Raw genomic sequence first — 16,427 nt, 5'->3', positions numbered from 1 at the left:
GTTGCTCCTCTTGGTCTAGGACCTGCTGTTCCCGTTCAAGTCAAAGTGCCGCCTAGCTTCATTGTTCGAGTTCGGTCGGCGTCGGGGCGTTGTTGTTATTCCCGCGCGCCCCGCACGGGTGTCCTTTGCTGCATCTGGCCAGTCTCAGGCAAGCCTCAGGCCAGTCTCAGCTCAGGCTCAGGCATCCGGACGCAGCCGGAAGCGCTGGATCTTGCCGGTTTCGGTTTTCGGCAATGTCTCGGTAAACACGATCGAACGCGGATACTTGTAGGGCGCGATCATTGCCTTCACGTGATCCTTCAAGGCCTTGTCGAGATCTTCTGACGCTGCGCTGCCAGCGGCCAAAACCACGTGAGCCTGCACGATGGCACCCCTGCTCTCATCGGAAACACCGATCACGGCGCATTCCAGGACGGCCGGATGCGCCAGCAACGCGGCCTCCACCTCCGGACCCGCGATGTTATACCCGGCGGAGATGATCATGTCGTCGTTGCGGGCGGCGAAATGCAGATGGCCGTCCGCGCTCATGGAAAAGCTGTCGCCGGTGATGTTCCAGCCGTCGACCACATAGTCATTCTGGCGCTCATCGGCGAGATAACGGCAACCGGTCGGACCGCGCACCGCGAGCCGGCCGACCTCTCCGGCCGGCACAGGCTGGCCGTCCTCGCCGATGATCCTGACCTCGTAGCCGCTGACGGGTTTTCCCGTGCAGGCCGGCCGATGATCCTCGAACCGGTTGGAAATGAAGATGTGCAGCATTTCGGTGGCGCCGATACCGTCGAGCATCGGCTTTCCGGTCTTCGCCTTCCAGGCATCGTAGACGGGTGCCGGCAGGGTCTCGCCGGCCGAAACCGCAGCCCGCAGCGAGCTCAGGTCCGCACCCGCGTCCATTGCCTGCAGCATGACCCGGTAGGCGGTCGGCGCGGTGAAGCAGACGGTGGCTTTGTATTTCTCGATCATCTCGATCATGTTCGCCGGTGTGGCGGCTTCCAGAAGCGTTGCCGCCGCGCCGAACCGGAGCGGGAAAATCGCCAGGCCGCCGAGACCGAAGGTAAAGGCGAGCGGCGGCGACCCGATGAAGACATCCTCCGGTGTCACGTTGAGGACTTCCTTCGCATAGCCGTCTGCGATGATCAGCAGGTCCCGATGGAAATGCATGGTCGCCTTGGGTGTTCCGGTCGACCCGGACGTGAACCCCAGCAGCGCGACATCGTCGCGCCCTGTCGGCACGGCGTCGTAGCGAACGGACTTTTCCAGTGCCAGCCGGTCCAGCTCGGCATCGTGATTGGACGTGCCGTCGAAACCGACGACTTTTTTCAGGACCGGCGACGACTTTGCACAGGAGACCATCTCGTCCATCAGACGCGTATCGCAGAGAGCGAACTCGATTTCCGCCTTGTCGACGACCTTGGCGAGTTCCCCTGCCCGCAGCATCGGCATGGTGTTGACGACAACCGCGCCGGCCTTGGTGGCCGCGAGCCAGCAGGCGACCATGGCCGGATTGTTGGCCGAGCGTATCAGCACCCGGTTGCCGGGCTTCACGCCCAGATCCTCGGTGAGCGCATGGGCCAGGCGGTTGGTCCAGTCGGCCAGTTCCTTGTAGGTGCGCCTGCGGCCGTTGCCGATCAGCGCCGTGTGATCGCCCATCCCTTGGGCGACCAGCCTGTCGGTGAATTCAACGCCCGCATTGAGACGCTCCGGGTAGGAAAACCCGTCGAGCAGGAAATCGGGCCACGTGCTCTCAGGTGGCAAATTGTCCCGCGTGAAGGTATCGACATGGGCGGAGGGACCTAGCATGGATCAGTCTCCCTGGAAGGCGCCAAGCGTCTGGCGCGCGATGATGATTTTCTGGACGTCCGAAGCCCCCTCGTAGATGCGCAGGGCGCGGATCTCCCGGTAGAGTTTTTCGACCGCCGAACCGGAACGGACGCCGTCACCGCCATGAAGCTGCACGGCCTTGTCGATAACCGCCTGCGCCTGATCGGTGGCGAACAGTTTGGCCATGGCCGCTTCGCGGGTGACGCGCGGGGCGCCGCTGTCCTTGGTCCAGGCGGCCCGGTAGACCAGCAGGGCGGCCGCATCGATGTCGAGGGCCATGTCCGCGATGTGGCCCTGCACCAGTTGCAGGTCGAACAGCGGCGCCCCCCCGATTTCCCGCGTGATCACACGAGAGAGGGATTCATCCAGTGCCCGCCTGGCAAAGCCGAGCGCGGCAGCGGCAACCGTCGAGCGGAAGATGTCGAGCACCGACATGGCGATCCGGAACCCCGCCCCCGGCGCGCCGAGGAGATTGGCCTTCGGGACCCGGCAGCCCGTGAACCGCAGGGAAGCGAGCGGATGGGGCGCGATCGTTTCCAGGCGTTCGGCGACTTCGAACCCCGGCAGATCAGGCGTCACGATGAAGGCCGACAGGCCCTTCGCGCCCGGTGCCTCGCCAGTCCGTGCGAACAGGGTGTAGACGTCGGCGATACCACCGTTCGATATCCAGGTCTTCTCGCCATCCAGCACATAGGCATCGCCGTCATCCGTGGCGGTCATGGTGGAGTTGGCGACATCGGAGCCCGATTTCGGCTCCGTGAGCGCAAAGGCCGAGATGGCCTTTCCGGACCGTGTCTTCGGCAACCAGTCGGCCTTCTGGGCGTCGGTGCCGAACAGCGAGATCGCACCGGTGCCAAGACCCTGCATGGCGAAGGCGAAATCCGCGAGGCCGTCGTGACGCGCGAGCGTTTCGCGGATCAGACACAGGCTGCGCACATCGAGAACCCCGTCCCCGGCCCCCGTGTGCTGCAGAAATCCGGCCTTGCCCAGCCGTGCGACCAGATCCCGGCAGGCCATGTCCGTATCGGCGTGATCGGCAGGCACCAGATTTGCGTCTGCCCAGTTTTCCAGATCCTCGGACAGCGCACGGTGCGTGTCGTCGAAAAACGGCCAATGCAGGAAGGATTTATCCGACATCAGTCCCCCTTGAACACCGGCTTTTCCTTGTTCACGAACGCCTCATAGGCGCGGCGGAAGTCATTGCCCTGCATGCAGATCGCCTGGGCCTGGGCTTCGGCCTCGATGGCCTGTTCCAGGGTCATGGACCATTCCTGGGCCAGCATGGTCTTGGTCATGGAATTGGCGAAGGTCGGGCCGGCTGCAATGCGTCCGGCCATCTCCAGCGCGGCGCTTTCGAGCCCGGCTGCCGGCACGACAGAGTTGAAGAAGCCCCAGGCGTGGCCCTCCTCCGCCTTCATCGAGCGGCCGAGATAAAGAAGTTCCGCAGCCCGGCCCTGGCCGATGATGCGCGGCAGGATCGCGCAGGCGCCCATGTCGCAGCCGGCAAGGCCGACCCGGTTGAACAGGAAGGCGACCTTCGCCTCGGGGGTGGCGATGCGCAGATCGGCGGCCATGGCCATGATCGCCCCGGCCCCGGCGCAGATGCCGTCGACGGCGGCGATCACCGGCTTGCCGCAATTCAGCATGGCTTTGACCAGATCGCCGGTCATGCGGGTGAAGGCCAGAAGCTCCTTCATGTTCATTTTCGTCAGCGGGCCGATGATGTCATGCACGTCGCCGCCGGAACTGAAGTTGCCGCCATTGGGCAGGATCACCACCGCATGAACGTCTTCGGCATAATGCAGGTCCCGGAACCAGTCGCGCAGTTCCGCGTAGCTTTCGAAGGTCAGCGGGTTCTTGCGTTCCGGCCGGTCGAGCGAAATGCGTGCGATCCCGCCGTCGATGTCGCACCTGAAATGCGTCACATTCTCACCCATTGACTGCCTCCTCCTGGTTTTGACGGTTCAGGACCGTGTCGAGCCGCGCCGACAGCGCGTCGATGTCCTCAGGCAGCCAGCCGTCCAGAAGGTCGTTGATCCAGCTTTCATGATGGCTGGCGAGGTCCGCGAACGTGTCCCTGCCCTTTTGTGTGAGCCGGGCCTGCTGGGCCCGCCGGTCGCCGGGCACGGCCACCCGCACGGCAAGCCCTTCTTCGGTCAGCTTGTCGACAATGCCGGTGACATTGCCGTTGGAGACCTTCAGATACGTGGACAGGTCCGACATTTTCAGCCCGTCGGGAAACCTGGCCAGCGCGGACATGACGTCGAAGCGCGGCAACGTGGTGCCATGCTGCTCGCGCAGGTTCCGGCGGATTTCCGCCTCGATGCCGTTGACGGATTTCAGAAGCTTCAGCCAGAGGCGGAGGCGCGCCTTGGACAAATGTTCGTTTGCAGGGCCGGGATCCGGCATCACAGTTCTCCTCCCGCCAGGGTCAAGGCCTGTCCGTTGACGGATCTTGCACCCTGCGAACACAGGTAAAGCGCGGCTTCGGCCACTTCCGAGACCTGGATGAACCGCCCCTGCGGATTGTCGGCCTTGAGTGTATCGGCGGCCGCCTCCCGGGTCATGCCGGTCTTGTCGACGATCAGATCGATGGATTTTTCCAGCATCGGCGTGTCGACGAAGCCGGGGCAGATCGCATTGACCGTGATGCCGGTCCTGGCCAGCTCGCGCGCCAGCGACCGGGTCAGGCCGACGACCGCATGTTTGGCCGCGCAATAGCCGCTGACATAGGGATAGCCTCTGAGCCCTGCGGTCGAGGCGATCGCGATCATGCGTCCCCAGCCGCGGTCCTTCATGTCTTCAAGGGCTGCCTGCCAGACATTCGAGGTGCCGAAGAAATTGACCGCGAGCATGGCCTGAAAGTCTTCCGGGGAGGTCTTCGCAAACGGCTTGCTGGTGGCCGCGCCCGCATTGGCAACGACCACGTCGACGGGGCCATGTTCCTGGCGGGCGGCGGTCATGGCCGCGCGGACGGCATCCGCATCGGTGACATCACAGACCTGACAGGACAGCTTCTGTTCGGCCAGCTTTGTTGCGGTGCGCCCGAAGATCGTGACCTTCGCGCCTTTTTCGGCAAAGAGCTGCGCGCAGGCGGCGCCGACGCCGCTGCCACCGCCGGTGACGACGATATGACGGTCCTTCACGCTCATACCTTTTCCATCTCCGCTTCCCGGTCCGCAAGCCGCCAGAGCTGGTCGCGGCCAGCCAGATAGGGCTTGGGCCAGTCGGAGGCGTTGCGGTCACCGATCCTGGCGGCCTCGTGGAAGGTCCAGCAGGGATCGGCCAGATGGGGCCGGCCGACGGCAACCAGATCCGCCCGTCCGGCCATCAGGATCGAGTTGGCGTGATCGGCCTCGAAGATGTTGCCGACCGCCATGGTCGGCAGTCCGCCCTCATTGCGGATCCGGTCGGAAAACGGCGTCTGGAACATGCGCCCGTAGACCGGCTTCGCTGTGGGCGTGGTCTGACCGGCGGACACATCGACCAGGTCGACACCGGCGCCCCGGAACATCCGTGCAATCTCGACCGCCTCGTCCGGCGTCACGCCTTCATCTCCGACCCAGTCGTTCGCGGAAATGCGCACGGACATCGGCTTTTCCTCCGGCCAGACAGCGCGCATCGCCGCGAACACTTCCAGCGGCCAGCGCATGCGGTTTTCCAGAGATCCACCGTAAGCATCTGTGCGCACGTTGGAAACCGGAGATATGAAGGAGGACAGCAGGTAGCCGTGGGCGGCATGAAGTTCGATCATGTCGAAACCGGCGCGCTCGGCCATTTCAGCCGCGGCCACGAACCGGTCCCTGATGTCGTCCATTTCGGCCGGCGTGATTTCGCGCGGTGTCGCGTTGCCGTCCGACCAGGCAAGCGCCGAGGCCGAGACCAGCTCCCAATTGCCGCCGGTCAGCGGCTGATCCATGCCCTCCCAGCCGATCCGGGTCGAGCCCTTGCGGCCGGAATGGCCGATCTGGCAACAGATTTTCGCATCGGTCTCGGCATGGACAAAATCGGTCAGGCGCTTCCAGGCAGCCTCGTGTTCGGGCGCATAGAGGCCCGGGCAGCCCGGGGTGATCCGGCCTTCCGCGCTGACGCAGGTCATCTCGACGAAGACAAGACCGGCCCCGCCTTTCGCGCGCTCGCCATAATGCACCAGATGCCAGTCGGTGGGCGCGCCGTCGACCGCCTTGTACTGCGCCATCGGCGAGACGACGATACGGTTCTTCAGCTCCATTGCGCGCAGACTGAACGGCGTGAACATGGGCGTGCGCACCGGTGCCTCGGGAGAGACACCCGCCTGGTTCATGAACCAGCGCTCTGCCGATTGCAGCCATTGCGGGTCACGCAGGCGCAGGTTCTCGTGGCTGATCCGCTGGGACCGGGTGAGCATGGAATAATTGAACTGCACAGGATCGAGATGCAGATAGCGTTCGACATGCTCGAACCACTCCAGCGAATTGCGCGCGGCCGATTGCAGGCGCAGCACTTCCAGGCGGCGGTCCTGTTCGTAGCGGGCGAAAGCCGAGGCCATGTCCCGTTCGTTGTGCAGGCAGTCCGCCAGGGCGATCGCGGATTCCACGGCAAGTTTCGTGCCTGAACCGATGGAAAAATGCGCTGTTGCCGCGGCATCGCCCAGCAGCACCACGTTCTCGTGGCTCCACTTCTCGCACAGCACCCGCGGGAAACGGATCCAGGCGGAACCACGGATGTGGTTGGCGTTGGTCATCAGGGGATGGCCGCCGAGATGGTCCTTGAAGATCTCCTCGCACACCCGGATGCTGTCCTGCTGGCTCATCTCGCCGAAGCCGAAGGCGTCATAGGTGTCCTGGGCGCACTCGACGATGAAGGTCGCCGTGTCGTCATCGAACTGGTAGGCATGCGCCCAGACCCAGCCGTGCTCGGTTTCCTCGAAGATGAACGTGAAGGCGTCGGCGAATTTCTGGTGTGTACCGAGCCAGACGAACTGACACAGCCGCTCTTCGATATCGGGCTTGAACGTGTCCTGGTAGAGCGTCCTTGTCCTGGAATTCAGGCCATCGCTGGCAACCACCAGATCGTAGCTGTGCCGATAGTCCTCGGCGCTGTCGGCATTGGTCTCGAATTTCAGATTGATGCCGAGTTCGCGGGCCCGGTCCTGCAACAGGAGCAGCAGTTTCATGCGGCCGATGCCGCAGAATCCGTGACCGGTGGAAACCAGCCGCTCACCACGCATATGCAGGGCGATATCGTCCCAATAGGCAAAATTCTCGCCGATGGCCTTCGCGCTGACCGGATCGTTGGCGGCGAGGTTCTGCAGGGTCTCGTCGGAGAGCACCACACCCCAGCCGAATGTATCATCGGCCCGGTTGCGCTCGATCACGTCGATCTCGTGGGACGGATCACGCAGTTTCATCGAAATGGCGAAATAGAGACCGGCAGGTCCTCCACCAAGACAAGCAATGCGCATGCGATCCTCCGTGCTGTGACCGGATCAGCGAACCACAGGGCAAGATATATTTCAAGCCTAAAGTTTTAAGTTTGAAATAAATGAATGCGACTGCCTTGGATTGTTTCGTCAAGAAGGTCTTGGGCCGGATGTTTTCTGGCTGCAGTGGGTCGAAAATCACACTTCAGCCGTCGATTCCCGCACGACCACCTCCCCACCAATCGCCTCATCCGCACTCACAGCCTCCCCGGCAATAACCCGCTCAACAGCCGTCACCGCGAGACGTTCGATCGACTGACGCAAAGTGGTCAGGCGGGGGACGACCAGCGATGCGAGTGTGATGTCGTCGAAGCCGGTAACGGAGAGGTCTTTCGGGATTTCGAGCTTGAGGTCGCGGGCGCAGCGCAGAACGCCGATGGCTTGCTGGTCGCTGGCTGCGGCGATGGCGGTCGGGCGGGTGCCGGAGGGGGCGTCTTTCAGGAGCGCGCGGCCGATCTCCTCGCCGCTGTCATAGTCGAATTGGCCTTCCCGGATGGTGAGACGGATCGGATCGTCCTTCTTTGACAACGCCTCAATTCGCGCGACGAAACCGTCGCGGCGCTGGCGGGCGACTTCCATCGATTGCGGGCCGGCGATATAGGCGATCTGCCGGTGACCGAGGCCGACCAGGTGATCGGCGATCTTCTGCGAGCCGTCGCGGTGATCAGTGGCGACCAGCGGATAGGCACCGAAGCGGCGGTCGAGCGAGACGATCGGCACCTCGGCCTTGTGCCCTTCGCCGCCGTCGGAGGTCGCGACAACGATGACGCCGCAGACGGAGCGGTCGAGCAGCACGGAAATCTGGGTTCGCTCGGCTTCAACGTCGTCATGGGAATTGGCCAGCATGACGGAGTGGCCGCGTCTGGCGGCTTCCATTTCGATGTTCTTGGCGAGCTGGGCAAAAAACGGATTGGTGATATCCGGCACCACCAGGCCGATCACCTCGATGGAATTGGTACGCAATGCGCGAGCTGCGAGATTGGGCTTGTAGTTCAGCTCCTTCATTGCCGCGCGCACGCGCAGTTTCAACGGTTCCTTGACGGTGTCATTCCTGGAAAGAACGCGCGAGACAGTCCCGACGGACACACCGGCCTTGCGTGCGACGTCCTTGATGGTTGGCATCTATTCCGGTTCTCCCCATGGCGGCTGCTTCCCTTGAACCACTCCTCAGCGGATTGATCAAGCTGCCGGTTCTGTCAGGCGGAGAGCGTGACGCGGTTGCTTTGCAGATCCTCCAGAAAGGGAAGCGATGCCGCTGCGCCTTTTCGGGTGGTTGCCAGCGCAGCCGCCTGCATGGCAAAGATGATGGCTGCTCTCGGACTTGCCCCGGCCCCCAGCTTTGTTGCCAGGGCCCCGTTGAAACAATCGCCCGCGGCGACCGTGTCGATGCTGGCGACCTGGGGCGCGGGCAGACAATCGTTGTCGCCGTCTAGCGCCCATGCAACACCGGTGCCGCCCATGGTGACGATGGCACCGCGCGGGCACAACGCCTGCAACCGGTTTGCCACTTCACGCCCTTCCTGGAGCGTTTTCGGTTCCCAGCCCAGCAGGCCGCCGGCCTCGTGGGCGTTCGGCGTGATGATGTCGAACTCCGACAACACGCCGTGTGTCCAGGCCGGGCTCGGCGCCGGCGCGGGGTCCATGATCACCAGTGTGCCGGCACGGCGCGCCAGCCGGGCCGCTTCAAGCGAGGTGTCCAGATTGATTTCGTTTTGCAGCAGAACCACGCGGCTTTCTGCCAGCACGTCCGCGTGCCGGTGAATGTCGGCCGGTGTCAGTTTGAGATTTGCCCCACCTGCGAGCCGGATCATGTTGCCGCCTTCCGGACCGACATCGATAAAGGCGAGACCGGTCGCTGCCTCCGGCACCTCCCGCAACAACGCGCCGACCCCTTCCTGTCTCAGGTCTCCAACTGCCTGCTGGGCAAAACCGTCGGTGCCGACGGCGCCGATGAAGGTGGCTGCCCCCCCCAGGCGCTGTGCGGCGACCGCCTGGTTGGCCCCCTTGCCACCAAGGGAGAAGACGGTTTCGCGGACCGAGACGGTTTCGCCCACCTGTGGCCAGCGGTCGAGATAACTGGTCAGGTCGACATTGATGCTGCCGACGACAGTAACAAAACTCAAAACGCGACCCCGCTGACAAGAAGGATATTGGCATATGGCGTGGTCTCACCCGTGCGGATGATGGCCCTGGCCGACGCACTGCGCTGCTTGAAGGCCTCGTGTGGCAACCGGGACGTTTCGATCGACGGCCCCGTCTGATCGCGCCAGAGGTCCATTTCGGCCTGCATCACACCACAGACCGTTTCCGAAGCCTCGTCGGCCCAGACGGCTTGTTCGATGACAAGCTCGGAGCGCAGAGCCGCCAGCACATCCCGGAGACGGGGTACACCGGGCGAGACGGCGAGGTCGATCACCGCCACGCCACCGGGAACCGGCAATCCGGCATCGGCGACGACGATTTCGTCCAGATGCCCAAGTGAAGCGACAAGTGTGCTCAGATGGCGGTTGAGAAGCGGGGTCCGTTTCATGTCGAAGCGTACTTGGCGCGGTAATAGTCGAGTATGACGGCGACGATGATGACGACACCGGTGATCATCTGGCGCATGAAGTCGCTGAGACCGATCAGGATCAACCCGTTGGCGAGCACGCCGATAATGAACGCGCCGAGCAGTGTGCCGATCACCGATCCGCGTCCGCCGCTGAGGCTGGTGCCGCCGATGATCACCGCTGCAATGGCGTTCAGCTCGAAACCGATGCCGGCAATCGGGCTGGAGATGTTGAGGCGCGCCATGTAGACGATGGCGGCGATGCCCGCGGTCAGGCCGCAGATGGTGAAGGCGGCGATCTTGTAGCGGTACACCGAATGCCCGGCGAGCCTAACGGCCTCGGCGTTGTTGCCGATGCCGTAGATCAGCCGCCCGAACACGGTGAAATTCAGCACGAACCAGGCGATGAACACCAGTACCAGCGCCACCAAAAAGACGACAGGCACACCGTAAATCATGGCGGATCCGAACTCCTCGAAAGCGTAGGGGAAGGAGTAGATCGTCTGGGCGTTGGAGACCTGCAGCGCCGCGCCGCGGGCAATGTTGAGCATGCCCAACGTGATGATGAAGGATGGCAGCGCCCAATAGGCGCTGATGGCGCCATTCAGAACCCCGCAGAGCACACCGGTGAGCGTGGCCGCGACAATCGCAAGCGCGATCGCTTCCGCCGGCCCGAAACCGGGCAGTGTGATCGCCTTGCCGGCGACAACGGCGGCAAACGCCATCACCGAGCCGACCGACAGATCGATGCCGCCGATCAGGATCACGAAAGTCATGCCGACGGCCAGAATCAGGTTGATTGTGATCTGGGTCAGGATGTTGGTGATGTTGTTCGGCGTCAGGAAATGCTCGGTAAAGACCGAGAAAAAGATGATCAGCGCCAGCAGGGCCAGGCCGATGCCCGCATTGTGCAGCACCGTGCGCACGGAGAATTTGGAAACCGGCGGTGCGGCTTCCTGTACGGTGTCGATTGTCATTGTGTCTCTCCCGCAGCCTCGGGCGTCTGCCCGTAGGCCAGTTTCAGGATGTTTTCTTCTGAGAAGTCCGGGCGCTGGAGTTCGCCCTGGATCTGATGCTCGGCAAGGACCAGGATCCGGTCAGCCAGGGTCATCAGCTCCGGCATTTCGGAGGAGACCACCAGCAGCGCGACACCGTCGCGGGCGAGATCCTTCAGGATCGCGTAGATTTCGGCCTTGGCGCCGACATCCACGCCCCGTGTCGGCTCATCCAGCAACAGCACTTTCGGCTGTCTCGCCAGCCATTTGGCCAGCACCACCTTCTGCTGGTTGCCGCCGGACAGGCTCGAGACCGCGTCCGAGGTCTTTCCGTATTTGAGTTTCAGCTTCGCCCCGCCGTCTCTGGCGCGCCGGGTTTCACTGGCAAGCTGAAGAAGGCCGGATTTCGACACTGCCTTGAGACTTGCCAGTGACATGTTGGCGGCGATCGGCATGTCGAGGATCAGGCCTTCGTCCTTGCGGTCCTCGGTGACGAAGCCGATACCGGCCGCGATGGCGTCCTTCGGCCCCCTGAAGCGGATTTCACGGCCATCGCGATAGAGTTTGCCATTCCGGATCGGATCGATGCCGAAAATGCCGCGCAGGATTTCCGTGCGCCCGGCACCGACCAACCCGGCAATGCCGACAATCTCGCCGGCCTTGAGATCCAGCGACACGCCGGTTTCGCCGGAATTGGCCTGGGTGACCAGGTTGTCGATCCGCAGGGCCGACTTGCCGGGTGTATGGGCCTGTTGCGCGTCCAGTTCAGCGGCCAGACGCCGACCGACCATGCGCTGGACCACGCCTTCCGGTGTCGTTTCGGCTATCAGGTCTGTGGCAATGGTCTTGCCGTTTCGGAAAACGGTGACACGGTCGCAAATCGCAAAAACCTCGTCGAGATGATGGGAGACGAACACCACGGTGACACCGTCGGCCTTGATGCCGGCGACGATGTCGAACAGGCGCTTGGTCTCACGCTCCGTCAGGGTTGCCGTCGGTTCGTCCAGGATCAGGATCCGGCTTTTCGACTGCAGCGCCCGGGCAATCTCGACCAGCTGGCGGTGGGCAATGCCCAACGACGACACCGGCTGGGCGACATTGATGTCGGTGAGGCCGATGGCATCGAGCGCCCGCCGCGCCCGGCGGTTCATTTCCGTCCTGTCCAGCAGCCCGAACCGGGTCTTCGGCATCTGCTCGATGGAAATGTTTTCGGCAATGGTCAGGTGATCCAGCAGGTTGAATTCCTGATGCACCACCTGAACGCCGTGACCCTTGGCCTCATGCGGACTGGACGGCCGGTAAGGCTCGCCCGCCAGGGAAACATCACCGGCATCATGGGGAAAGACACCCGACAGGATCTTGATCAAGGTTGATTTGCCGGCGCCGTTCTCGCCGACCAGCGCGTGGACCTCGCCCTCTTCCAGAGAGAAGCTCACGCCATCCAGTGCCTTGACACCGCCGAAATACTTCTTGAGGCCGAGAACGGAAAGAAACGGCATATCCGGCGCAGCGGAGGCCACTGCGGCAAGCGGTGCTGCCATGATGCGTCCAGTCATGATTGATGGAGAAAAACGGCTCCCGTCCTCAGGCTGACCGGACGGGAGCGCTATCAGAGACCGCTTAGTTGGCAGTCACCAATTCGATCGGGGTCTTGACCCAGCCTTGCAGCGGGTCTCCACCGGCCACGACTTCCAGGGCCAGATCGATGGAGTTGGCGGCCATGTCTGTGCCGAACTGATCGACCGTGGCCAGCATGCGGCCGTCCGCGATCATCGGACCGACGGCCGGGATGTTGTCGAAGCCGACAACCACGATATCGTCACGACCGGCGCTTTCCAGCGCCTTGACGACACCGATGGCCATGGAATCATTGGCCGCCATCACGCCCTGGATGTCCGGGTGCGCGGTCAGCATGGTAGCGAAGACCTGGTTGGCTTCTTCGGTTTCCCAATGGGCGGTGCGGCTGTCGAGCAGGTCCAGCTTGTATTCAGCCACGCTGTCCTCGAAGCCGAGACGACGCTGGTTGGCGTTGTCGGCGCCCGGATTGCCCTCGATGATGACGACCTTGCCGCCTTCGCCCAGTTTCTTGCCGAGCGCATCGCCGGCCAGCTTGGCACCGCCGCGGTTGTCCGGGCCGACAAAGGCGAGGTTCACGCCCTGCTGTTTCTTGGCGTCTTCATCCAGCGAAACGTCGAAATTGACGACAACGATGCCGGCTTCCATCGCCTTTTTCAGCGGCCGCACCATGGCGCGACTGTCGGCCGGAGCCACCACGATGGCATCGACGCCCTGGGTGATAAAGTTCTCGACCGCGTTGATCTGCGATTCAAAGTCGGTCTCGTTCTGCATGCCGACAGCTTTGAGCTCGTAGTCGCCGCGCTTTTCCTGGTGCGCCTCGGCGCCGACCATCATGTTCTGAAAAAACTCGTTGGCCAGTGATTTCATGATCAGACCAACGACCGGCTTGTCATCGGCAAGTGCGGTGCCACCAAGCATAGCGAGACCGGTCGCCGCCGCAGCAGCGATTTTAAACAACTTCATGATTTTCCTCCCAAAAAGGCTCCACCCTCGCCGCCTATGCACTGGGGCGATCAGGCTGACAAATTGAAAGCACGGCCTGTTTGCAACGTCAATATGAAACGTTTCATTTTTTTGAATGCATTCATTTTTATGGACAAATTGATAAGTGTTTTCAGAGTGTTTCACCTGAAATTAATCGAAGGAAAATCTGGCTGGAGAGCCTCGGATCGAGGTCCGGAAGCTCGAATCCGCTCTTCGTCGTCATTCCGGACGGCGTGTCGCGATCCCGCTCATACCGCTTCGACAGAGGAAATCCCGGCCCTGATAGCTCGCCGTTTCACCTTCCACGGTTACGGCCGCCTCGTCAAAGACCGGCGAGGCATGGAACGATGCACCATGGTGTTTGCGGCAGTCGGGGCAGTGGCACAGACGACGCGACAAGGGCGGCCCGAGGTCTTGAAGCGGGTGTTCCCGCAAAGACAACCGCCGGTGTGGAGGTCCATCACCGTGTCCCCTCAAATACAACGCCCCCCATCGACCTCCATCGCCACCCCGGTGATCATGCCGGCTTCGTCAGAACACAGGAAACAGGCGGCGTTGCCCATGTCTTCCGGGGTCGAGAACCGGCCGATCGGGATCGTCGACAGAAATTTGGCGCGCATTTCCGGCGTGTCCTCGCCCATGAAGCTTTTCAGGAGCGGCGTCTCGCCGGCGACCGGACAAAGGGCATTTACGCGCACGCCGGACGGCGCCAGTTCGACGGCCATGGTTTTCGTCGCGGTCACCATCCAGCCCTTGGAGGCATTGTACCAGTTGAGTTTCGGGCGCGGACTGAGGCCGGCGGTTGAGGCGATGTTGAGGATTGCCCCCCTGCCCGCCTTGATCATGGCCGGAGCGAAATGCCGGGCGGTCAGATAGACCGACTTGCAATTGACCGCCATGACCCGGTCGAATTCCTCTTCGCTCACGTCCTGCATGAGCTTTGGCAGATGGGTGATACCGGCGTTGTTGACCAGAATGTCGACGGGGCCGAGCAGTGTCGATGCGACATCGGCCAGATGGCTGACACTGTCATTGCTGGAGACATCGGTCTTGAGCGCCAGTCCGTCCACTTCCGCCGCGATCTCTTCGGCCAGTGTCATGTTCAGATCCGCGATCATCACCTTCGCGCCTTCAGCCGCGAACTTGCGCACGATCCCCGCCCCGAAACCGGACGCGCCACCGGTGACAATGGCTTTTTTTCCCTCAAGTCTCATGCGTGTCTCCTGTCTGTCTCGAACCAGTAGCGAGTTTTCCACATCGGTTCGAATTCACATGTCGCCGGGCACCGGGTGTTCACGCGCCAAACAACTGACGTCATTGCAGGGCATGCCACACGGCTGTCCGGTTTGAATTTACATTGGAAAAGGCTTGAGTTTTCGAGGCCCTCTCTCCCTGGCCGCCCCTGCGGAGGCAGGGGCCCAGTAACCCATGAGTTCCGGAACTTAAACCGGCGCCGAGGGTACTGGATCCCGGATCTTCGCTCAGCTGCGTCCGGGAAGGCAGACACTGGTTGCTTCGATGTCTCCTAAGTTCTCCAAGCTGCTTATCGCTGCGGCCCCACTGCGCCGAAGAGAAATACGTTTGTCATCCGTGGTAGGCGGCCACGGTCTTCAGCGTGGTGAAACCGTAGAGCGCCTCGAAGCCTTTCTCCCGGCCGTGGCCGGACCTGCCCGTGCCGCCGAAGGGCAGCTCGACGCCGCCTCCGGCGCCGTAATTGTTGATGAAGACCTGGCCGCTGCGGATCTTTTTTGCGGCCCGCATCTGACGAGCACCGTCGCGGGTCCAGATGCTGGCGACCAGTCCGTAGTCGGTGCCGTTCGCTATCTCGATGGCCTCGTCCTCGTCGTCGAAGGGAATGATCACCTGTACCGGACCGAAGATTTCGTCCCGCGCCAGTACATGATCCGGCGTGACGCCGGCAAACAGCGTCGGGCGCACATAATTGCCGCCTTCAGGCACATCCCGGAGCACCCCTTCAGCCGCCTTTTCAAGATCCGCCCCCCGGTCCAGGAAACCGGAAACAATGCTTTCCTGCCTTGCCGAGATCAAAGGTCCGACATCCAGATCGGCGAGCGCCGGTCCTACCTTGAGCGCGCCGTAGCGCGCGGCCATCAGACCGGTGACCTCGTCCAGCCGCGGCCGGTGCACCAGGATGCGCGAGGACGCCGAACAGGTCTGGCCGGCATTCTGGATTCCCGCGTTGACCAGAAACGGCAGGGCGGCCTCAAGATCCGCGTCCTCAAACACGAGTTGAGGCGACTTGCCGCCGAGTTCCAGGGTCACAGGCACGACGTTTTGCGCCGCCGCCGTCTGCACATGCACGCCGGTGGCGACCGATCCGGTGAAGCTGATGTGATGAACGCGCGGATGCGCGGTCAGTGCCGCGCCGGCTTCCGAGCCGAGACCCGGCACCACGTTGAGCGCGCCGTCCGGCAGACCTGCCTGACGGGCGAGATCGGCAAAGGCGAGCGCGGTCAGGCAGGCGTCTTCCGCCGGTTTCAGGACACAGGCATTGCCGGTTGCCAGCGCCGCGCCGACCGAACGGCCGATGATCTGCATGGGATAGTTCCAGGGCACGATGTGCCCGGTGACCCCATGAGGTTCGCGCAGGGTGTAGACCGTGTAGCCGTCCAGATAAGGGATCGTCTGACCGTGCAGCTTGTCGGCGGCCCCGCCGTAGAATTCCAGATAGCGCGCCAACGCCACCGCGTCGGCCCGGGCCTGTTTCAACGGCTTGCCCACATCGATCGCCTCGATCCGGGCCAGGTGATCGACCTTTTCCAGAACAAGCTGCTGCAGGCGGAAGAGGACCCGACCGCGCTCCACGGCATTCGCCCGGCCCCAGTCTCCGGCCAGCGCCGCCTCCGCTGCGGCAACAGCCGCGTCGATATCCGCCGCCCCGCCGCGCGCGATGGCGCCGATACATGCCCCTGTCGACGGGTCGCTCAGGGGCAGCTCCTGTCCGCCGGACGGAGAAAGCCATTGTCCGTTGATCAGGCATTTCGCCGGATCGAACCAAAGGTCCAGCTCCTGGGTCATGGTT

The 16,427-nt window shown here is 62.9% G+C and carries 14 protein-coding genes and 1 pseudogene; all 15 read right to left on the bottom strand.

Annotated features, from left to right (window positions below; translation table 11 throughout):
• Window positions 1-177 precede the first annotated feature (177 nt).
• Complete coding sequence (locus tag WNZ15_RS15745; protein WP_342893949.1) at window positions 178-1,797, bottom strand: benzoate-CoA ligase family protein; 1,620 nt, start codon at window positions 1,795-1,797, stop codon at window positions 178-180.
• 3 nt (window positions 1,798-1,800) lie between these two features.
• Entirely contained in the window at window positions 1,801-2,955 is a 1,155-nt protein-coding gene (locus WNZ15_RS15740; RefSeq protein WP_342893948.1) for an acyl-CoA dehydrogenase family protein, read from the bottom strand.
• The gene (locus WNZ15_RS15735; protein WP_342893947.1) at window positions 2,955-3,755 is read right to left on the bottom strand and encodes an enoyl-CoA hydratase family protein; all 801 of its coding nucleotides are present in this window, start codon (window positions 3,753-3,755) and stop codon (window positions 2,955-2,957) included. The genes WNZ15_RS15740 and WNZ15_RS15735 overlap by 1 nt, the downstream gene beginning before the upstream one ends.
• Window positions 3,748-4,227: a MarR family transcriptional regulator gene (locus WNZ15_RS15730; protein WP_342893946.1), complete on the bottom strand. Its 480-nt coding sequence runs from the start codon at window positions 4,225-4,227 to the stop codon at window positions 3,748-3,750. The genes WNZ15_RS15735 and WNZ15_RS15730 overlap by 8 nt, the downstream gene beginning before the upstream one ends.
• Window positions 4,227-4,970 carry an SDR family oxidoreductase gene (locus tag WNZ15_RS15725; protein WP_342893945.1) on the bottom strand — a complete coding sequence of 248 codons (744 nt, stop codon included), beginning with the start codon at window positions 4,968-4,970 and terminating at the stop codon, window positions 4,227-4,229. The genes WNZ15_RS15730 and WNZ15_RS15725 overlap by 1 nt, the downstream gene beginning before the upstream one ends.
• Entirely contained in the window at window positions 4,967-7,261 is a 2,295-nt protein-coding gene (locus tag WNZ15_RS15720; RefSeq protein ID WP_342893944.1) for a bifunctional salicylyl-CoA 5-hydroxylase/oxidoreductase, read from the bottom strand. The genes WNZ15_RS15725 and WNZ15_RS15720 overlap by 4 nt, the downstream gene beginning before the upstream one ends.
• A gap of 156 nt (window positions 7,262-7,417) precedes the next feature.
• Window positions 7,418-8,401, bottom strand: coding sequence for a LacI family DNA-binding transcriptional regulator (locus tag WNZ15_RS15715; RefSeq protein WP_342893943.1), 984 nt, complete (start codon window positions 8,399-8,401; stop codon window positions 7,418-7,420).
• Window positions 8,402-8,475: 74 nt separating this feature from the next.
• Entirely contained in the window at window positions 8,476-9,402 is a 927-nt protein-coding gene (locus tag WNZ15_RS15710) for a ribokinase (RefSeq protein ID WP_342893942.1), read from the bottom strand.
• Complete coding sequence (gene rbsD / locus WNZ15_RS15705; RefSeq protein ID WP_342893941.1) at window positions 9,399-9,809, bottom strand: D-ribose pyranase; 411 nt, start codon at window positions 9,807-9,809, stop codon at window positions 9,399-9,401. The genes WNZ15_RS15710 and rbsD overlap by 4 nt, the downstream gene beginning before the upstream one ends.
• Window positions 9,806-10,804: an ABC transporter permease gene (locus WNZ15_RS15700; RefSeq protein WP_342893940.1), complete on the bottom strand. Its 999-nt coding sequence runs from the start codon at window positions 10,802-10,804 to the stop codon at window positions 9,806-9,808. Before WNZ15_RS15700 ends, rbsD begins: the two co-directional genes overlap by 4 nt.
• Window positions 10,801-12,363, bottom strand: coding sequence for a sugar ABC transporter ATP-binding protein (locus WNZ15_RS15695; protein ID WP_342893939.1), 1,563 nt, complete (start codon window positions 12,361-12,363; stop codon window positions 10,801-10,803). The genes WNZ15_RS15700 and WNZ15_RS15695 overlap by 4 nt, the downstream gene beginning before the upstream one ends.
• Before the next feature lie 79 nt (window positions 12,364-12,442).
• Complete coding sequence (locus WNZ15_RS15690) at window positions 12,443-13,363, bottom strand: sugar ABC transporter substrate-binding protein (protein ID WP_342893938.1); 921 nt, start codon at window positions 13,361-13,363, stop codon at window positions 12,443-12,445.
• Window positions 13,364-13,651: 288 nt separating this feature from the next.
• A pseudogene (locus WNZ15_RS15685) lies at window positions 13,652-13,845 on the bottom strand (GFA family protein); the annotation flags it as partial.
• A gap of 12 nt (window positions 13,846-13,857) precedes the next feature.
• Window positions 13,858-14,598, bottom strand: coding sequence for an SDR family oxidoreductase (locus WNZ15_RS15680; protein ID WP_342893937.1), 741 nt, complete (start codon window positions 14,596-14,598; stop codon window positions 13,858-13,860).
• Window positions 14,599-14,968: 370 nt separating this feature from the next.
• The gene (locus WNZ15_RS15675) at window positions 14,969-16,423 is read right to left on the bottom strand and encodes an aldehyde dehydrogenase family protein (protein WP_342893936.1); all 1,455 of its coding nucleotides are present in this window, start codon (window positions 16,421-16,423) and stop codon (window positions 14,969-14,971) included.
• Window positions 16,424-16,427 lie beyond the last annotated feature (4 nt).

The organism is Roseibium sp. AS2 (assembly GCF_038900065.1).
GTDB lineage: Bacteria > Pseudomonadota > Alphaproteobacteria > Rhizobiales > Stappiaceae > Roseibium.
Note: the sequence above shows the minus strand (reverse complement) of the source record. Positions and strands in the feature narration are given on the sequence as shown.